The sequence below is a fragment of the Paenarthrobacter sp. NPDC089675 genome (genome assembly GCF_044749185.1).
Lineage (GTDB): Bacteria > Actinomycetota > Actinomycetes > Actinomycetales > Micrococcaceae > Arthrobacter.
Map to the genome: position 1 here is coordinate 1 of NZ_JBIVHM010000003.1, position 17,536 is coordinate 17,536.

Annotated in this window: 18 protein-coding genes; 9 read left to right on the forward strand and 9 right to left on the reverse strand. The window is 64.7% G+C overall.

Translation table 11 applies throughout. The features are described 5' to 3' along the window. Positions 1 to 156 precede the first annotated feature (156 nt). Genes ACIPY2_RS07600 through ACIPY2_RS07610 form a run of 3 tightly spaced genes read right to left on the reverse strand, consistent with a single transcriptional unit; the run spans position 157 to position 3,761 of the window. Positions 157 to 1,695, reverse strand: coding sequence for an APC family permease (locus tag ACIPY2_RS07600; RefSeq protein ID WP_400265766.1), 1,539 nt, complete (start codon positions 1,693 to 1,695; stop codon positions 157 to 159). Positions 1,696 to 1,707: 12 nt separating this feature from the next. Then, positions 1,708 to 2,733: an agmatine/peptidylarginine deiminase gene (locus ACIPY2_RS07605; RefSeq protein WP_400265767.1), complete on the reverse strand. Its 1,026-nt coding sequence runs from the start codon at positions 2,731 to 2,733 to the stop codon at positions 1,708 to 1,710. Beyond that, a complete protein-coding gene (locus ACIPY2_RS07610) occupies positions 2,730 to 3,761 on the reverse strand; it encodes a nitrilase-related carbon-nitrogen hydrolase (protein WP_400265768.1) in 1,032 nt (343 codons plus the stop codon). Before ACIPY2_RS07610 ends, ACIPY2_RS07605 begins: the two co-directional genes overlap by 4 nt. A gap of 206 nt (positions 3,762 to 3,967) precedes the next feature. Between ACIPY2_RS07610 and ACIPY2_RS07615 the strand changes: the two genes are divergently transcribed. Beyond that, positions 3,968 to 4,945 carry an NAD-dependent epimerase/dehydratase family protein gene (locus ACIPY2_RS07615; RefSeq protein ID WP_400265769.1) on the forward strand — a complete coding sequence of 326 codons (978 nt, stop codon included), beginning with the start codon at positions 3,968 to 3,970 and terminating at the stop codon, positions 4,943 to 4,945. Between the two features lie 61 nt (positions 4,946 to 5,006). Continuing rightward, positions 5,007 to 5,207, forward strand: a complete 201-nt coding sequence (locus ACIPY2_RS07620) for a hypothetical protein (protein ID WP_400265770.1) — start codon at positions 5,007 to 5,009, stop codon at positions 5,205 to 5,207. 39 nt (positions 5,208 to 5,246) lie between these two features. Here the strand turns inward: ACIPY2_RS07620 and ACIPY2_RS07625 are convergent, their stop codons facing one another. Continuing rightward, positions 5,247 to 6,257: a LacI family DNA-binding transcriptional regulator gene (locus tag ACIPY2_RS07625; RefSeq protein WP_400265771.1), complete on the reverse strand. Its 1,011-nt coding sequence runs from the start codon at positions 6,255 to 6,257 to the stop codon at positions 5,247 to 5,249. 158 nt (positions 6,258 to 6,415) lie between these two features. Here ACIPY2_RS07625 and ACIPY2_RS07630 point away from each other — a divergent pair, with 158 nt between their 5' ends. After that, positions 6,416 to 7,603 carry a Gfo/Idh/MocA family protein gene (locus ACIPY2_RS07630; RefSeq protein WP_400265772.1) on the forward strand — a complete coding sequence of 396 codons (1,188 nt, stop codon included), beginning with the start codon at positions 6,416 to 6,418 and terminating at the stop codon, positions 7,601 to 7,603. Then, positions 7,600 to 8,622, forward strand: a complete 1,023-nt coding sequence (locus ACIPY2_RS07635; protein WP_400265773.1) for a sugar phosphate isomerase/epimerase family protein — start codon at positions 7,600 to 7,602, stop codon at positions 8,620 to 8,622. Before ACIPY2_RS07630 ends, ACIPY2_RS07635 begins: the two co-directional genes overlap by 4 nt. A gap of 73 nt (positions 8,623 to 8,695) precedes the next feature. On the opposite strand, the gene ACIPY2_RS07640 is transcribed toward ACIPY2_RS07635, so the two are convergent. From ACIPY2_RS07640 to ACIPY2_RS07655, 4 genes are read right to left on the reverse strand one after another with little or no spacing between them, the layout of a single operon-like run. Then, complete coding sequence (locus tag ACIPY2_RS07640) at positions 8,696 to 9,064, reverse strand: flagellar assembly protein FliW (protein ID WP_400265774.1); 369 nt, start codon at positions 9,062 to 9,064, stop codon at positions 8,696 to 8,698. After that, a complete protein-coding gene (gene flgL, locus ACIPY2_RS07645) occupies positions 9,061 to 9,948 on the reverse strand; it encodes a flagellar hook-associated protein FlgL (RefSeq protein WP_400265775.1) in 888 nt (295 codons plus the stop codon). The genes ACIPY2_RS07640 and flgL overlap by 4 nt, the downstream gene beginning before the upstream one ends. A 3-nt stretch (positions 9,949 to 9,951) precedes the next feature. Then, complete coding sequence (gene flgK, locus ACIPY2_RS07650) at positions 9,952 to 11,370, reverse strand: flagellar hook-associated protein FlgK (protein ID WP_400265776.1); 1,419 nt, start codon at positions 11,368 to 11,370, stop codon at positions 9,952 to 9,954. A gap of 13 nt (positions 11,371 to 11,383) precedes the next feature. Then, on the reverse strand, positions 11,384 to 11,866 hold the full coding sequence (locus ACIPY2_RS07655) for a flagellar protein FlgN (protein WP_400265777.1): 483 nt from the start codon (positions 11,864 to 11,866) through the stop codon (positions 11,384 to 11,386). Positions 11,867 to 12,099: 233 nt separating this feature from the next. Between ACIPY2_RS07655 and ACIPY2_RS07660 the strand changes: the two genes are divergently transcribed. The 4 genes from ACIPY2_RS07660 (at position 12,100) to ACIPY2_RS07675 (ending at position 15,122) form a co-directional block, all read left to right on the forward strand. Next, positions 12,100 to 12,936, forward strand: a complete 837-nt coding sequence (locus tag ACIPY2_RS07660; protein ID WP_400265778.1) for a flagellin — start codon at positions 12,100 to 12,102, stop codon at positions 12,934 to 12,936. A gap of 89 nt (positions 12,937 to 13,025) precedes the next feature. Next, a complete protein-coding gene (gene fliD / locus ACIPY2_RS07665) occupies positions 13,026 to 14,408 on the forward strand; it encodes a flagellar filament capping protein FliD (RefSeq protein ID WP_400265779.1) in 1,383 nt (460 codons plus the stop codon). Positions 14,409 to 14,410: 2 nt separating this feature from the next. Then, complete coding sequence (gene fliS / locus ACIPY2_RS07670) at positions 14,411 to 14,851, forward strand: flagellar export chaperone FliS (protein WP_400265780.1); 441 nt, start codon at positions 14,411 to 14,413, stop codon at positions 14,849 to 14,851. Then, a complete protein-coding gene (locus tag ACIPY2_RS07675; RefSeq protein WP_400265781.1) occupies positions 14,841 to 15,122 on the forward strand; it encodes a hypothetical protein in 282 nt (93 codons plus the stop codon). The genes fliS and ACIPY2_RS07675 overlap by 11 nt, the downstream gene beginning before the upstream one ends. Positions 15,123 to 15,214: 92 nt before the next feature. Here the strand turns inward: ACIPY2_RS07675 and ACIPY2_RS07680 are convergent, their stop codons facing one another. Then, the gene (locus ACIPY2_RS07680) at positions 15,215 to 16,429 is read right to left on the reverse strand and encodes an amidohydrolase (protein WP_400265782.1); all 1,215 of its coding nucleotides are present in this window, start codon (positions 16,427 to 16,429) and stop codon (positions 15,215 to 15,217) included. Positions 16,430 to 16,751: 322 nt separating this feature from the next. On the opposite strand from ACIPY2_RS07680, the gene ACIPY2_RS07685 reads away from it, so the two are divergent. After that, entirely contained in the window at positions 16,752 to 17,393 is a 642-nt protein-coding gene (locus ACIPY2_RS07685) for a cyclodeaminase/cyclohydrolase family protein (RefSeq protein WP_400265783.1), read from the forward strand. The last annotated feature ends 143 nt before the right edge of the window (positions 17,394 to 17,536 follow it).

A 17,536-nucleotide genomic window follows, 5' to 3' on the forward strand; every position in this document is an offset into this window, starting at 1 on the left:
GGGAATAACAAAATCCATGACGGACCTTTCCCCGCCCTGTGCGTCAGACCGCGAGCGACACACAACCTGTCACACGACAGCCTGACACACAGGGAGTTTCCGGACGGACTGGCAGCTTTCCAGCGAACTCGGTGAAATGGACGGTGCAGATCAGGCCTACTCGGGGACCACCAGCGCAGGAGTGTCGTTGCGGATGGTCTCGCCGCGGAAGAACCCGGGACGGACGCGGGACATGACCAGCATCACCACGGCACCCATGGCGAGGATGCCCACGCCGAGGATGAACACCAGGCCCACGCCGAAGATCTCGGAACCGCTGCCGAACTCCGGCGCCCAGCTGTCCACGGCCGTTTGCAGGAACACCACGAACAGGCCCACGCCGCCCAGCAGCGGGCAGAGCAGCCGCAGGAAGAAGTTCCGTGCGCTGGTGAAGACGCTCTGGCGGAAGTACCAGACGCAGGCGATGGCGGTCAGTCCGTAGTAGAAGCAGATCATCAGGCCCAGGGCCAGGATGGTGTCATTCAGGACGTTCTCGCTGATCACGTGCATCACTGCGTAGAAGCCCGCGGACAGGACGCCTGCCGCGATGGTGGCGAAGCCCGGCGTCGAGAACTTCTTGCTCATGTGGCTGAAACGCTCCGGCAGGGCGCCGTAGTGGGCCATGGCCAGGAGGCTCCGGGACGGCGACGTGAAGGTGGACTGCAGGGAGGCCGCCGAGCTGGAAAGCACTGCCAGGGACATGAGGATCGCGAACGGACCCATGACCGGGGAAGCGAGGGCCGTGAACACGTTGGAGTGGTTTTCCTCGTTGTTCAGGCCGATTCCGGTATCGCCGACGCCGGCAAACATCATGGTGGCGATGGTGACCAGCAGGTAGATACCGAGGACGATCACCGCGGTCAAGGTACCGGCGGCGCCCGCGGTCTTCTTGCCGTTGGCGGTTTCCTCGTTGACCGTGAGGCAGACGTCCCAACCCCAGTAAACGAAGATCGAGAGCGAGATGCCCGCCGCTACTTGGCCGAACGTCTCGATCTTGGTGACGTCGAACCAGTCCCAGCTGAACGGGATGGCGGTCTCGGACGTGGACCAGTTGGCGAATGCCATGGCCACGAAGAGGCCGAGGACCAGCAGTTGGAAGCCAACCAGGCCGTACTGCACGATCTTGGTGGTGTGCAGGCCGCGGTAGCTGACCCACACGGCCAAGGCGACGAACACAAAGCAGGTCAGGACGTTGATGACCTTGTCGTCGGCCAGGTCCGCGAGTTCAGGTGAACCCGTGGCCTGGGCCAGGAAAAGGTAGAAGAAGTCGACTGCTACGCCGGCCAGGTTGGACAGCACAATAATGTTCGCTGCCAGCAGGCCCCAGCCGCCCATCCAGCCCACCCAGGGACCGAAGGCCTTGGTGACCCACGTGAAGGTGGTGCCGCTGTCCGGGGAGTCTGCGTTGAGCTCCCGGTAGGCTAGCGAGACGAGGATCATCGGGATGAACCCGATCAGGAAAATGACCGGCAGTTGAAGTCCGGCCTCGTTGACGGTCGGTCCGAGCGCGCTGGTGAGCGTATACGCCGGGGCGATGGTTGAAATGCCAAGAACGACGACGGCGAGGAGCCCCAACTGCCCCGTCTTCAGTCCCTTGCCGCTGATGTCGTGCGACGTTGCAGCGTCGGTTCCGCTGCTGCGGATTGTCTGGCTCATGGAGGGCCCTTTCTAGATGGCCGTAGGCTGCTGCTGCGTGATGCAGTGGATGCCGCCACCCCGTGCGAAGAGTTCGCGCGCGTCAACACTGACCACGCGGCGTCCGGGGTAGGCATCGGCGAGAATGCGGAGGGCTTTCTCGTCCATGGGGTCGTTGAAGCTGCAGGCGATGACCCCGCCATTGACCACGAGGTGGTTGATGTAGCTGTAGTCCACATACCCCTCGTCGTCGCTTAGCGTTTCCGGGGCCGGAACTTCGATGATGTTCCATTCCCGTCCTGCTGCGTCATGGGTGGTGCGCAGGAAGTCGATGATTTCCCGGGAAACCTTGTAATCCGGGTGCCCGGGGTTCTGCTGGGAGTGCACCAGCAGCGTTCCCGGGCTGGGGATCGCCGCCACGATGTCCACGTGGCCGCGGGTGCCGAACTTCTCCGAGTCACGGGTTAGTCCGCGGGGGAGCCACACCACGTGGGTGGCGCCGATGGTGCGGGCCAGTTCCTCTTCGATATCGGCTTTGGTGAGGCCCGGATTGCGGCCCTGGTCCAACTGGACGGTTTCCGTGACGAGCACGGTGCCTTCGCCGTCCACCTGGATGCCGCCGCCCTCGTTGACGATTCCGGACGGAAGGTGGGTTACGTTGGCCTGGCCGGCGACGAACTCCGCGATCTGCGAGTCCTTGTCCCAGGCCGCCCAATCCTGGCCGCCCCAGCCGTTGAAGATCCAGTCCACGGCGCCGAGCTGCTTGTTGGCGTCCAACACGAAGGACGGCCCGATGTCGCGCATCCAGGCGTCGTTGAGTTCAGCCGTCAGTACCTCGACGCGAGGGTCCAGGTAGCGCGCGGCCGTTTCGACGTCGTCAGGCGCTACCACCATGGTGACCGGCTCGAATTCAAGGATGGCATTGGCGACGGCGGCCCAAGTGGAGCGGGCGGCGTGCGCCTCTTCCTCGGTGTCCCCGAGGGTGTATCCGCCGGTGGGGAAGGCCATCCAGACGCGGTCCTGCGGTGCCGTCTCCGACGGCATGCGCCAGGCGCTCACGCGGAGACTGCCTGTGGTTGCTGGCTGGACGCCGGGCTGCTGCCAAGCGGTGCCTCCGGGTTTACGGGCTCCGTAAGGCGGCCGTAAGTTTCCGGTCGGCGGGTCGCGAGGAACGGGAAGAGGGTCAGCCAGTCTTTGCGCTGGTCCAGGTCCAGGTCTGCAACGAGGACGGCGGACTCATCACGGGGTGCCTGAACCAGGATGCGGCCGTACGGGTCGGAGATGAAGGAGGAACCGTAGAAGTTCAGGGTGCCTTCGCTGCCGTGGCGGTTGGGGGCGATCATGAAGAGGCCGTTGGCGATGCCGTTGCCCACGATCACCTGCTGCCACAGGGGCTGGGTGTCGAAGTCGGGGTGGTCCGGCTCGGAGCCGATGGCCGTGGGGTAGACCAGGATCTCCGCGCCGCCGAGGGAGTAGACCCGGGCGAGTTCCGGGAACCATTCGTCCCAGCAGGTGGGCATGCCAAGTCGGGCGCCGCCCAGCTCGGCGGGTGCATGCACTGCGTAGGCGTCGTCGGCATCGGGGCCCTGGCGGAAGAACTTGTCCTCGTAGTAGCCGGCGGTGACGGGGATGTGCAGCTTGTGGGTGCGGGCCACGAGCTCGCCGGCGGGGGAGACCAGGATCGCCGTGTTCAGGCCAAGGCCGTCATCGGTGCCATCCGGGTTCTCTGCACGCTGGTACAGGGAGGCGTGGACCGAGACGCCGAACTTGCGGGCGGCTTCTGCGGCGAAGGTGAAGGTGGGGCCGGTCAGCAGGTCCTCAGTGATGTCCGACGGGCGGATCCCTGCCGCGGGGTTGTTCTCCGGCTTGGTGTCGGCAGGGTAGCGGGAGAGTGTCAGCTCAGGCAGGAAAACGACGGTGGCTCCCAGCTTGGCCGCACGCTCGATGCCTTCGTTGAGTTCGGCGCGCAAAGCGGCTTCGTCGGCGTGCCACTGGTGCTGGACGACGCCGACCCGCAGCGGGGTGCGGGTGGACGGTTCGGTGCGTGCCAGGGAAGTCGGGGCTTCGAGGCGGGTAATTTCAATCATGATGGCATGTACTCCGGTGAGACGACTGTCACTAAATGAATAGCGTTCATTTAGTATGGCGGCAGTCACGCCTGAGCGCAAGGGGTGAAACGAATACCGTTCTTTTATGACCGGGCGCTTGAGGAGGCCCGCAGGGGGTCTCCCGCAACGGCCAAGTGACGGACTAGCGTGGTGCCAAGCCTTCCAACCCACGGAAACGGGGCACCATGAAGATCGTTGTCATTGGCGGCAGTGGACACATCGGCAGCTTCCTGGTGCCACGGCTGGTACGGGCCGGCCATGAGGTCACCAACGTCAGCCGCGGACATCGGAAGCCGTATGTGGATGGACCTGAGTGGCAGGACGTGCGGCACGTGATCGCGGACCGCGGGCAGGAGGACTTGACCGGCGCCTTTGGCGGGCGGATCGCGGAACTGGGTGCCGACGTCGTGATTGACCTGGTGTGCTTCACGCTCGACTCAGCCACGGCGCTTGTTGAACGGCTTCGTGGCCAGGCCGGTCACCTGCTGCACTGCGGTTCAATCTGGCGTTACGGCCCCAGCCGCAAGGTGCCCGTTCCTGAAGACGCCGACTTGCCGCCCTTCGGCGAATACGGCATCCAAAAGGACCGGATCGCGCGGATGCTCAAGGAGGAGACTGCTGGTGGCGGGCTCGCCACCACGTCGTTGCACCCGGGGCACATTGTGGGCCCGGGGTGGCAGCCCATCGGCCCGTTGGGAAACCTGGACCCGGACGTCTGGTACACGCTCTCATCGGGCGCGAAGCTGCGCATCCCCGACGGTGGCACCGCACTCATGCATCACGTCCACGCGGACGACCTCGCCCAGGCCTTCGAGAAAGCCGTGGACCACCGCGAAGCAGCCGCCGGAGAAGATTTCAACATCGTCGCTCCCACGGCCCTCAGCGCTCGCGGATATGCGGAGATCGCCGCGGGGTGGTTTGGTCGGGAAGCAAACCTTGAGCCCGTGACGTGGGAGGAGTTCCGCAACTCCGGCGTCGGGAACCATGCCCAAACCAGTTGGGAGCATTTGCACCGCAACCACTGCTTCTCCATCAGGAAGGCGGAAGAGTTGCTTGGTTACAAGCCCCGCTATGAACCTGATGCAGCCATCTTCGAGTCCGTGGGATGGTTGATCGAAAACGGGCAACTCGCAGTGGCTGGAGAATTGCGATCAAGCAATTAACGGTCGACTTGTGGACCTAAGGCGAGGACGATTAAAGGGCAGCCATCAAAGGAGGTTGGGTATGTGCTATTCGTACTATGAGGACTTCGAGCGGCGCACGAAGAAGGACTCCGCGCGCAAACCCGAAACGCACAAGACTGAGGAAACAACGGTCCAGCAGAGCCCCAAGACCGAAGGCACGGTATGGACGTTCCTGGCCCGCCGGCGTCGGGAATACGAAGTCTCGGAACCAACGACTGAACGCATTCGCGAGAAAGTCTGAACCGTATCCACGGGAGGCGCTGCACCAGCGGCGCCTTTCCTATGTCCTGGATCCTCCTGCTGCGGTGGTGCTGCGGAGTACCAACAAGGGCTCGATGAGGCTTTCCTCCGCCTCGAGTTTCGGATCCTCCAGACGGTCCAGGATTCGTCGGGCGGCACTCGCGCCCACCACGTCGCTCCGGTTGTCGATGGATGTCAGGTCCAGGAAACGGGATTTGGCCAGCGGGGAGTTGTCGTAGCCGATCACGGAAACATCCTGCGGGACGGACAGGCCGCGGGCCTTCAAGGCGGCGAATGCACCGAGGGCCATCGTGTCGTTCGCGGCGAAGATGGCGGTGATGCCGGGGTGGTGGTCCAGCAGCCGGCACGCTGAGGCGTAGCCGTCCTCCTCGGAAGTCCCGTCGGATTCGGCAACCACCGCTTCCACGCCGGCTGCCTCCATTGCCCGCAGGTAACCTGCGCGCCGATGGGCGGAGGCGCCGTCGTGCCCTGAAAGGTGGCCGATCCGCTCATGGCCCAAGCCGAGCAGGTGGTTGGTTGCCATGCTTCCACCGGCGTCGTCGTCGTTGGTGATCAGGTCGGCACCGGCGGGGACTCCGTTCCGCCAACCAGCCACGACGGTTGGCACCCAGGTCCGGTCGAGCATCGTTGTGCTGGGCTCTGCGGCAAGCACAAGGGCATCCACGTGCATGGCGAGGAGGCCGTCGGTGGCTTCCTTGATGCGGTGCTCGCCCGGCCTGGAGTCGGCCAGCGTCACCTGGTAGCCGAGATCGGAGAGGACGGACTCCATGCCCCGCAAGAGATCCACGAACCAGGGGTTTCGGTAGTCGTCGATGACCAGTCCGATGCTCTTGGTGCTGTTGCTGGCCAGCGTGGTTGCTGCGCGGCTGGGGCGGTAACCGAGCTCATGGATGGCCCTGTGAACGGCGTCGCGTCGCTTTGCGCTGACCCTTTCGGGGTCCTTGAGGTAAAGCGAAACCAACGACGGCGAGACGCCGGCTTCGGTGGCGACGTCGTAGAGGGTGGGGCGCCGGGTGGGGGAGTTGTTCACGTAAGCCTGGATACCTTTCGGGTCTGCCTTCGAGGATAGCCGGAGAATGATTGACAGGACATATGGACATAGCTACGATCAATGCCAGTGCAAAAATTGTAGCGCTACAAAATGCCGTCGATGTGCCCCACTGGCGGCGAATTTCAAAGGAGAAATCAATGGCTGAAAGCCTCGGCGTCGCCGTCATCGGTGCAGGCATGGCCGGCAAAGCCCATGCCGCCGCATACCGCACGGCGTCCGCTCTCTACAGCCCGGTGCTGCCCCAGGTGCGCCTGGTGTCCATTGGCGACGTCAACGCAGAGTTCGGTTCCCTGGCCGCCCGCCGGTTTGGGTACGAGCGGAATGACACCTCGTGGCAGGCGATCGCCGAAGCCGAGGATATTGACGTGGTCAGCGTGGTGATCGCAAACCCGCTGCACCGCGAAGTGGTGGAAGGCCTCCTCACCGCCGGCAAGCACGTGCTCTGCGAGAAGCCCTTGAGCGACACGCTGGAGGACGCCCGGGCGATGGCCGATGCTGCCCGCGCCGCCGAAGCCCGCGGCAAGCTGGCGCGGATCGGCTTCACGTTCCGCCGCACCCCCGGCATCGCGTACATCCGTGAGCTGATCCGGAACGGGGTGCTGGGCAACGTGCTGCACTTCAGCGGACGCTACTGGACGGACTACGGGTTCAGCCCCTCCGCCCCCATGAGCTGGCGCTACAAGGGCGGCCCGGGCTCCGGTGCGCTGGCCGACGTCGGAAGCCACTTGACGTACATCTCCGAGTTCCTGTGCGGCGACATCCAGTCCATCAGCGGCGGACGCCTGGCCACCGCGATCGACAAGCGCCCCCTGCCGCTGAGTGCCGTCATGGGCCACGACCACGTTGCCGTCAGTGACACTTTCGAAGCGGTGGAGAACGACGACTACGCCGCCTTCAACGCGGAATTCGCCAACGGTGCCGGCAGCTTCGAAGTTTCCCGGGTAGCGGCGGGGCACGCCAACAGCCTGCAGTTCGAGGTGTTCTGCGAAAACGGGGGTGCCAAATTCGACCAGCGACGTCCCAACGAAATCCAGCTCTTCCTCAACGACGAGTCCGGCCTGCAGAACGGCTACCGCCAGGTCATCCTTGGCCCCGGCCACCCGTACATCGCCGGCGGCCTGGCAATGGACGCCCCCGAGGTGGGCTTCGGCCAGAATGACGCGTTCGCCTACCAGGCGCGGGCATTCCTCGAAGAAGTGGCAGGCCTTCCCGAGGCAGGGTCGCTGCCCCGTTGCGCCACGTTCGAGGACGGAGTCCGCAACATGGAACTCCTGGGCGCGGTCACCGAATCCGCTTTGAACAACGGAAAGAAGATCACGCTATGAAGCTCGGCGTCTACAACGCGATCCTGCACGACCGTCCGCTGCCCGAGGCTTTGAAGGTCATCACGGACCTTGGCCTGACCGGTATCGAGATCAACACCGGTGGTTTCCTCCCTGCTGTCCACGTGCCCACCATGGACGACATCCTGGTTTCCGACGCCGCAAGGGATGACTTCCTGGGCCTCTTCGAGGGCACCGGTGTGTCCATCGCGGGCCTGAACTGCAACGGAAACCCACTGCATCCGCGCCGGGAAATCGGCGAAAAGCATGCCGAGGACATCCGCCGCTCCATCCGTCTGGCACACCGACTCGGCCAGGACAGGGTGGTGACCATGTCCGGCCTACCCGGAGGTGAACCCGGTGCGACTGTCACCAACTGGGTGGTCAACGCCTGGAACTCGGCGGCGCTGGATGTGCTGGACTACCAATGGGGCGTGGCAGCGGAATTCTGGAAGGAAACCGACCGGCTCGCAGCAGATCACGGCGTCAAGGTGGCGCTGGAGCTGCATCCGCAGAACATCGTCTTCAACACTGCCGACGTCTACAAGCTCATCGAACTCACCGGAGCCACCCACGTGGGTGTGGAACTGGATGCCTCGCACTTGTTCTGGCAGCAGATGGACCCCGTGGCCGTGGTCCGCGAACTCGGCCCGCTGGTGTTCCAGGCCGCCGCGAAGGACGTCCGCGTCAACAAGGGCAACGCGGCACTCTACGGCGTGCTGGACAACAGCTTCCGGCGTCTTTCACCCGAGGAAAACCGCACCAACCTGGGCGGGGACGAATGGGCCAACGAATGGCCGAAGAACTCCGCGTGGGACTTCGTAGCCCTGGGCCGGGGCCACGACACCGCCTACTGGACCGAATTCCTCCGCGCCCTTTATGAGGTGGATCCGAACATGCTGGTCAACATCGAACACGAGGATGTGTCCCTCGGCCGGATCGAAGGGCTGGAGGTCGCTGCCAGGGTCCTCCGTGAGGCCGATGCCGCCCTCGAGGCATCGCTCCACGCGACACCGGCTTAAGGAACAACCCCGTCCAACGGACAATTCACCGGGGAACGCCGGGGTGAATTGTCCGGAGGGCGGGGTTTCGGGTCTAAGAGGTGAGCTCAGCCCGCAGTGGGTACTTGCCGCCGTCGAGAATCACCTGCATGCATACGCCGGTAGCGGGGTTGAGCACGATCGGTGCCATCAAGTTAACGGTGGTCTTGTCCGAGGCGGGATTCACCACCACCAAAACGGTCCCCTCCGAAGCCGGGGAAACCCCGACGGCCTCCAAGGCAAACCGGGGGATGACCGGCGAGTAGTCCGGCACATAGACGGAGGCGTCAGCTACGAACATCCGGACTTGCGGCTCTTCGGCCTCCAAAGCGAAGAGCCCGGTGGCGCCGGGAATGCCCCGCAGGGAAAACCCCTCCGCGGCCTCCAGTCCGGGCAGGGGAGCGGCGAAGGTCACGCTGCTCATCGCAGGAAGTCCATGAGGGTGGGCTGCAGCACCTTTGCGGTCACGGCGAGGGCAACCTGGTAGTTGGTTTCCTGCACTTTCAAATCCATGACGGCCTTTCCCAAATCCAGGTCTTCCACCTGCGACCTCTGACTTTCCAGCGTAGCCTTCATCCCTTCCAAAGAATCCTGGGCCTGTCCCAGGCGTGTCTGCCGCATTCCGACGTCGGCCCTTCCATCGATGACCGACTGAATCCGTTCTCCGATCGCGGCGAGCCGTCCATTGGGGTTGATTCCGGCGCGGATGTCGGCCACGACGTCACCCAGCACGGCGAAAACAGAGCCGGCACCGCTGCCGAAGATTGCACCGCCGTCGGAATCCACGCGAACGGTCCGGGAAGAGTCCACGCGGCGTTCCACCGAACTGCCGGCCACGCCGTTGAACATCGGGGGCGTCGCATTGGTGAAGGCACCATCCGTGTCCGCGCTGCCCGCGAACACGTTGCGGCCCAGGTACTGCGTATTGGCCTGCGTCAGGAGGTCCTTGCCAAGGCCCTCGATTTCGACGGCGATCGCTTCCTTCGCGGAATCGTTCAGCGTGCCGTTGGCCACTTGGACCACAAGGTCGCGGACCCGGTTGAGGATGTTGGTGGATTGGCCCAGCGCGGTGTCCGCCGCCGCCAGCCAGCCATTGCCGTCGCTGATGTTGCTGCCGTATTGGGTGGCCGCGTTGAGCTGGCCGCGCAAGGCGATAGCTTGGGCTGCGCCGGCGGGATCGTCGGATGGCCGGTTGATGTTCTTGAGCGTGAGGGCGCGGTCCTGCATCTCGGCGAGACGGGTCTGCGCCGATTGCAGGCTCCGCTGCGACGAGGTCGCCATCATCTGGGTAGTGACGCGATTGAGCATGGCTTACCTTCCTACCAATCCGGTGCGGTTGATCAGGACATCCAGGGCCTCGTCGATGGCCGTCATCACCCGGGCCGCGGCCTGGTACGCGTGCTGTCCGGCGAGCAGGTTGATGTTCTCCTCGTCCATGCTGACTCCGGCACCCGAGTTGCGTTGCCCGACGGCGGCGACCTCGGCAGCGTTGGCCAGTTGGGAATGCTGTTGCGCCGAACGTGAGGCCATGCCGATCCCGGAAACCACGCCCCTCCAGAAAACATCGGGCGAGGATGCCGAGGAACCGATCTGCGAGAGCTTGTCCGCAACGCTACCATCGAGGGCACCGGATCCGGCGGCCCCCGTGGCGATTCCGGCCGCATTGGTTGGGATCACCCGGAGCGACAACGCAGCCGGGACCCCCGCGGAGGTGGTAAAGAAGTCCAGGTTGCCTGCCCCGCTGCTGGACTGCCCCGTTCGATGGATGGCGTTGACGTCATTCATCAATTGCGTGGCGAAGGCGTTGTACGCGGCTGCGGCCTCGGAGATCGCTCCGCCGGTCCCGCTTCCGTTGGCCGGCGCGAGGAGGGAAACCGCACCGGCGAGCTTGCCGCCGTCGAGGTTTACCGAAGCGCCAGGCCTGTCTGTCCACTCAAGCTGCACCGGGCTCACTGTACCGAGGCCCGTGGGTCCGGCGAGGGTGAGCTGGCGTGCCGAGGTCCCGGAGACCAAGGCGTTGCCTCCAATGAAGACGTCGGCAGTGCCGTCGGCGTTCTCTCGGACAGTGCCCCCGGCCATGGACGCGATTGACTCTGTCAACTGGTTCCGGGCATCGATGAGTTCGTTGGCGGAACCCCCGGCCGCGACCGTCGACCTGATCCGGGCATTGAGGTCCGCCACGCGACCCGCGGCATCGTTGAGTTCGCTGACGGAAGAAGCCGCTTCGCCACGGACCCGGCTCCACTGCGCGTCAAGGGCTTTGTACCCCGCGGAGACGGTTTCGGAGAGCGTCGCTGCGGCTTCCAACAGGACCGACGCCGGAGCGGACTCGCCCGGGTGGTTGGCGACTCCCTGCCACGAGGCCCAAAACGTTTGCAACGCCGTCGAGAGTCCATGCGCTCCGGGTTCCTGCAACGAGTCCTCCAGCCGCTGCAGTTCCGTGGAACGGACGGTGGCGAAACCCGACGTGGCTGCGCTGCTGCGGACACCGGCGTCAAGGAAGCTGCTGCCCAGGCGCGCGATGCCGTCCACCGAGACGCCTTGCCCGGCCTGCCCCAGCCCGGGGGTAAGCCCGACGGGTAGGGGTGCGCCGATGGCGGACTGCTCGATCCGCTGGCGCGTGTACCCGGGGGTGGAGGCGTTGGCGATGTTTTGCCCGGCCAGGTCGATGGCCTGCTGGGCTGCCGTCAGGCCGCGGTAGGCCGTATTGAGTCCGCCGAATGTGCTCACTGTGCGTACCTTCTCAGAATTTCCGGTCCACCAGGTGGGCGGAGGATGAATCGCCCGTCCTGCCATGGGCGTCATAGGTGCCGGCCGCGGGTTTCAGGTCCGCCAAGGTTTCCTGGGTCGAACGGACAGCAGCCCGCAGGAATTGTTCGTTCGCGTCCCGGAGCTCCTTGATGGTGGCCGTCTGCTGCCGCATGGCCTCCAGATGCGAGGTCAGGACATCGGCCCACGCAGGGTCAGGAGCCGCGGCGGCCAGTTCGGCCAGCGAACAATCCTGCGAAAGTCCCCATTGTTCTGCCACGGCCGATATCTCGATGGCCCTGGCAAGGCCGGCCTTTGAAACACGCTCCAGGACCTGTTCGACTTCACGGGTGCCGTGCGGCAGCCACCTGGACTTGCCGGCCGTCAGCAGCAATTGCTCTTCTTCGAGCTTGAACGTCAGGAGATCCAGGAGCTCACGTTCTCGCCACAGCAGGGCTGACAGTTCATGGATGGCCACTGCGGTCAACTCCAGTTCTGGGTGGGGGATGGGGTGCGGGGTGATGGAGAGCGGGGTGATGGCCCGTCAACTCCCCAATAGCTATCGGCCGGGACTGCCCGGGCGTTAGGCGGCGCGGCGCCAAAAGACCTTTGGGGTTTTTGCTAACGGCGTCCGGTTGTCCGCCGAATGTGCACTGTGACGGCCCACGGATGGGCTGCCACACAGTAAGTCCAGATCACGGAGGAAAAATCATGGGCATGCAGATCAACAACAACCTGATGGCAAACAACGCTTACCGCAGCTTGAACGCCACGCAGGACACCCTGTCCAAGTCGATGGAGAAGCTCTCCAGCGGCCTGCGCATCAACCGCGCAGCCGACGACGCGGCCGGCCTTGCCATCTCCGAAGGCCTCAAGTCCCAGGTGAGCGGCTCGGCTGTAGCCGCCCGTAACGCCCAGGACGGCATCAGCATCATCCAGACCACGGAAGGTGCCCTTACCGAAGTCCACTCCGTTCTGCAGCGCATGCGCGACCTCGCAGTCCAGGGTGCCTCGGACACCAACAACGGTGACGCACGTGCGGCCATCAAGAAGGAAGCCGACTCGCTGGGCAAGGAGCTGGACCGCATCACGCAGTCCACCAACTTCAACGGCATCGACCTCCTCAAGGGTGGCTCGAAGGACATCCAGGTGGGTACCGCCGGTTCGGCAAACGACGTCATCTCCGTCACCCTCGGCGATGTCGCGACGGCCGTTGGCACCCTGTCCAGCAACACCGGTTCGACGGGCTTCGACGTCACCAGCAACGCCACCGCCCAGACCACCATCACGGCGATCGACACCGCCATCAAGGCAGTGTCCACCCAGCGCTCGGACCTCGGTGCAAGCCAGAACCGCCTGGACCACGCCATCAAGTCGCTGAACGTTGCCGGCGAAAACCTGCAGGCTGCCCAGTCCCGCATCGCGGACACTGACATGGCTGCGGAAATGGTCAAGTACACCAAGGCCAACATCCTGTCCCAGGCAGGCACGGCCATGCTGGCACAGGCCAACCAGTCCGGCCAGGGCGTTCTTTCGCTCCTGCGCTAGGACCAACCTGCGTGACACGGTGTCCGGCCAGGCCCCATCCTGGCCGGCCGCCGTCGGCATGGGATTGACCGGATCTGGAAGGAGAACCTGTGACAACCGCCATCGACGGGCTCGCAAGCGGCCTGAACACCACCGCGATCATCAACTCGTTGATGTCCGTGGAGGCACTGCCACAAACCCAGCTCAAGACCAAGCTGGCCTCCAACCAGACCGTCATCTCCACCCTGCAGTCCCTCAACACCAAACTCACTGCGCTGAAGGACCTTTCCGTTGCGGGTTCGGCCACCGGCGCCCTGAACCTGTTCACTGCCACCAGCAGCTCCACCTCCGTCACGGCGAAAACCACGACGGCGGCCACTGCGGGATCGATCGACCTGACCGTGACGCAGTTGGCCCAGACGCAGGTAAACGTCACCGCGGCCATGGCCTCCTGGCCTACCGACGGTGGTGCGCCGGCACACCTGACGATCGTCGATTCCACGGGTAAGACGACCGAGATTGCTCCCAGCAGCACTTCTTTGGATGACGTGGTCTCGGCCATCAACGCAGCCTCCGGTGGCGCTCACGCGGTGAAGGTTCCGGCCGGCAACGGCACTTACAGGCTGCAACTGACGGCTGCCACGTCCGGTGCCGCCGGAGCCTTTACCGCCTACCAGGGCACAGCGGCCCAAGTTGCGGGCGGCACCGCGGTGGACCTCATGGCGGACCCGACAGCCGCCGTCGTCAAGTCCGCCCAGGATGCCAAGGCGACCCTGTACGCGGGCACTGCCGCGGAGCAGGTGCTGACCTCCGGCACCAACACGTTCACGGACGTCCTGCCCGGTGTTGCCGTGACCGCGTCGGCTGTCAGCACAGGCCCGGTGACTGTGACCGTATCCAGCGATGTTCCCGGCATCACCAAGAAAGCCGAAGAGTTGGTGACTGCGGTCAACGACGTCCTCAGCTTCGTTTCGATGTACAGCGCGGTGTCCAAGAGCACCGATTCCAGCGGAGCCACTGTGCCCAAAGCCGGGATCCTGACCGGCAACACCAGCGTGCGGGCCGTCAACGACCAGGTCCTTGCGGCTTTGTCCAGGCCAATCGATGGGAAGTCGCCGGCAGAATACGGCATCAACATCACCAAGGACGGAAACTTCACGTTCGACTCCGCGAAGTTCTCTGCCGCGTTGGCCGCCGACCCGGCCGCCACACAGTCCGCTGTCCAAGCCCTCGCTGCCCGGGTAGCCGATGCGGCCACTGCCGCTGCCGACCCCTACACCGGATCCATTTCCAGCCTCATCAAAGGCCGCGAATCCGAGTCCAGGGACCTCGGCACCAGGATCGCGGACTGGGACCAGCGCTTGGCCACACGCCGCGCCACCCTCCAAAGCGTTTACACCAACATGGAGGTGCTGCTCGGTGGCCTCCAGTCCCAGTCAACCTGGCTTTCCGGCCAGATCTCCAGCCTCCCCAAGCCGTCCACAGGAGCATAGCCATGACCTACAGTGCCCTCCGCGCGCAGCAGCTCTCGCGCTACAACGACGACGCCGTCCTCTCCGCGCCGCCCGCTCGCTTGCTCACCATGCTCTATGACCGCCTGTTGCTGGACCTGAAGCGTGCCCGCTTGGCGCAGGAAAACACCAACTGGGACTCGGCCCGGGAAAACCTGCTGCATGCCCAGGCGATCGTTGCCGAGCTGCAGTCAACACTCCGCGTGGACCTTTGGGATGGGGCGGCTTCGCTTGCCAGCATCTACGAGTACGCCATGCAGGCCCTCATCGGTGCCAACATCTACCGGGATGTGGAGCGGACCAAGGAGTGCATCGAGCTGCTTGAACCGCTGCGGCAGGGGTGGCACGAGGCCGCCGCGCAGCTGCCTGTGGAGGCGCCGGCTGTTGGCGCTCCTGTCCCGGGGCGGGCGCTCGGTGTCGCTTGAGTCCTGGACCGCAATCCTCGACAACTTGGAGTCGGACATCGCCCTGGCCGTCTCCGGAGGTTTTCCGCCCTCGTGGGCACCCCCCTTGGACGCTGGACCGTTGCCGGTTGCCTTGGAAGAACGCGCGCGTCGAGTCCTTGACGCGCAGGCCGACGCCATGGACCTTTTGGCCCGCATGAAGCACGACGCCGGAACGCAACTCGGTGCGCTGGACGCAGTATCGCCCGGCCTGGGTTCGTCAAGGCCGCTGCTCCTTGACGTACGCGGCTGACCTCCCCATGATGGCCTACCCAACTGAGGGACAGATAACGCTCCACTGAGGCTTCAATGGAGCGTTTGCTGTCCCCTGGTTGGGCCGGCGGGTTAGGCGAGGAATTCGCGGGCAGCCGTGACCAAGGCCTCCGTGCCAATGCTCAGGGTCGGCTGGATCACGGGCGCGAAGTAGGGCGAGTGGTTGGAGGGGACGTCTTCCGGGAGCCTGCCCTTCTCCGCGAAGTCCTTCGCATAGTGGGGCTCGATGCCACCAAGGAACCAAAACACCAAAGGTGCGCCGGCCGCCGTCGCCAGCATGCCCACATCCTCGCTGCCGGAAACGGGGCCGGGGTCGATGACTTGGTGCTGGCCGAACGTGGCCCGGAACGCGGCATCGACGCGCTGGGCCGCTGAATCGTCGTTGACGGTGAGCGGGAAGCGTTCCTCGTACTCGAAGTCCGGCTCCTGTGTGGCGCCGGAGGCCGTGGCTTCGCTGCGCACAATACGTTCGACGGCGGCCAATACCTTTTCGCGGGTCGGCTCGCTGAAGGACCGGATGCTGAGGCCCAGTGTCGCGGTCTCCGGGATGATGTTGTTCTTGGTCCCGGCGTGCAGCTGACCGACAGTCACCACGGCGGAGTCGCCCGCTGCGATTTCCCTGGCCACCACGCCCTGAAGGCGCACAGTTGCCGCGGCTGCCATGAGTACAGGATCCACCGTGGTTTCCGGACGGGATCCGTGCCCGCCTCGTCCGTGCAAGGTCACGTTGAGCGAATCTGCAGAGGCCATGGCAACACCGGAACGCAGCCCGAACCAACCTGCAGGGAATGGTGCCACGTGTTGGCCCAGCACCACATCAGGCTTGGGGATGCGATCGTACAGTCCATCCTTGACCATGGCGTTGGCCCCGCCGCCCCACTCCTCGGCCGGCTGGAAAAGTGCGATGAGCGTGCCGTGCCAGTCGGCTTTGCCGCTGACGAGCTTTTCGACGGCTCCAAGCAGGCACGTGACATGTACGTCGTGCCCGCAGGCGTGCATCACCGGTACTTCGCGGCCTTGGTGGTCTTCCCCGGTCGCTGTGCTCGCGTAGTCCAGCCCGGTGGCTTCCTGGACGGGAAGGCCGTCCATGTCCGCCCGCAGCATCACCACCGGGCCTTCCCCGTTTTCAAGGACACCCACCACGCCGGTCTTGCCGATCCCGCTGTGGACCACCAGGCCCAGCTCCTTGAGATGCGCGGCCACGATGCCTGCAGTTCGCACTTCCTGAAACGAAAGTTCCGGGTTGGAGTGCAAGTCTTTGTACAGCTCTTCTAGGTCAATGCTCACGGGATTACCCCTTACCGTTCGACGCCTGGGAATGGGGCCAGTGTAACGAGCGGTCCTGCCGACTTCCTGTGCGTGGGTGGTTCGGAGGCCCGTGGTCTGGTCACGGCGTGGCCGCAGGAGGGCCTCTATTGGGCCGTCGGTGGGCTCCGTGCGGGCGGTTCAGGGTCAAAACGTACGACGGCGGTACCTGGGTTTGGGTGCCTTGGGTTTCCTTTGGGTGCATTCCGGGCGTGTTGTGGGCGCTCCGCCTGATGAAACCTGCGCCTGATGACACCTGCGCCTGTGGTGCCCAAAGCCGGACCGCCAGTGCAGACTTGGACGCATGGAAACTCCCGACGAAGTCACCACCCGGCAATCCACCGTGGAGGAATGGACCGAGGCTTTGGCACAGTCGAATGGCTCGCCTGGCGGCGGAGCAGGCACCGGTGTGATGCTCGGTATCGCTGCTTCCCTGACGTCCATGGTTGCGGGGTACTCTGAAAATGCCGACGAGGAACTGTTGGATCGGGCGCGCAGTCTGCGCCGGACTGCCCTGCGTTTGGCGGACGAGGACGCCGCCGCATCCAAGGCCTTCGGCGCGGCCTTCCGCCTGGATCCCGGCCCGTCCCGTGACGAGGCCATCCGCAAGGCATCGGTTGAAGCGGCGAAGGCTTCGGCCGTACTGGGTGATCGCGCCATCGGTGCCATCGAAGATCTGGGATGGCTGGCCATGAACGGGAATCCTGCCCTCATAGCCGACGTCGTTGTGGCTTTCGGCGCATTGCGGGCGGCCATCGCCGGCGCGCGGACCAACGTCAGCTTCGACCTCGCAGCACTGGCCAAGGGCGGCACGTCGCTCGAAGAAGTCCGTTCGCGACACCCTGAGTTGTGGCAAACAGTGGGCCAACTCAGCAGTGCCCTGGACCGGATCGACGAACTGACGGCCCAAGTAGACGCCAAAGCTGCCCCAACCGACGCGTTGTGAGGCCTGCTTTGCGGGGTATTTCGCGGGGATGGGGCGTAGAGCGGGCCCTGCAACGCAACCCTGCCGGCGGTTTACAAAATTTGTTATGGATTTTCCTAACGTCCGATAGCGCGGTGTCGATAACTGTTGCTGAGCAGGGATCG

Coding starts and splice junctions, on each gene's coding strand:
- ACIPY2_RS07660 (WP_400265778.1), top strand. CDS start 12,100: ATGGGCATGCAGATCAACAACAACCTGATGGCAAACAACGCTTACCGC.
- ACIPY2_RS07685 (WP_400265783.1), top strand. CDS start 16,752: ATGGAAACTCCCGACGAAGTCACCACCCGGCAATCCACCGTGGAGGAA.
- ACIPY2_RS07640 (WP_400265774.1), bottom strand. CDS start 9,064: ATGAGCAGCGTGACCTTCGCCGCTCCCCTGCCCGGACTGGAGGCCGCG.
- ACIPY2_RS07610 (WP_400265768.1), bottom strand. CDS start 3,761: ATGATTGAAATTACCCGCCTCGAAGCCCCGACTTCCCTGGCACGCACC.
- flgL (WP_400265775.1), bottom strand. CDS start 9,948: ATGCTCAATCGCGTCACTACCCAGATGATGGCGACCTCGTCGCAGCGG.
- ACIPY2_RS07630 (WP_400265772.1), top strand. CDS start 6,416: ATGGCTGAAAGCCTCGGCGTCGCCGTCATCGGTGCAGGCATGGCCGGC.
- ACIPY2_RS07615 (WP_400265769.1), top strand. CDS start 3,968: ATGAAGATCGTTGTCATTGGCGGCAGTGGACACATCGGCAGCTTCCTG.
- ACIPY2_RS07620 (WP_400265770.1), top strand. CDS start 5,007: ATGTGCTATTCGTACTATGAGGACTTCGAGCGGCGCACGAAGAAGGAC.
- fliS (WP_400265780.1), top strand. CDS start 14,411: ATGACCTACAGTGCCCTCCGCGCGCAGCAGCTCTCGCGCTACAACGAC.
- ACIPY2_RS07635 (WP_400265773.1), top strand. CDS start 7,600: ATGAAGCTCGGCGTCTACAACGCGATCCTGCACGACCGTCCGCTGCCC.
- ACIPY2_RS07600 (WP_400265766.1), bottom strand. CDS start 1,695: ATGAGCCAGACAATCCGCAGCAGCGGAACCGACGCTGCAACGTCGCAC.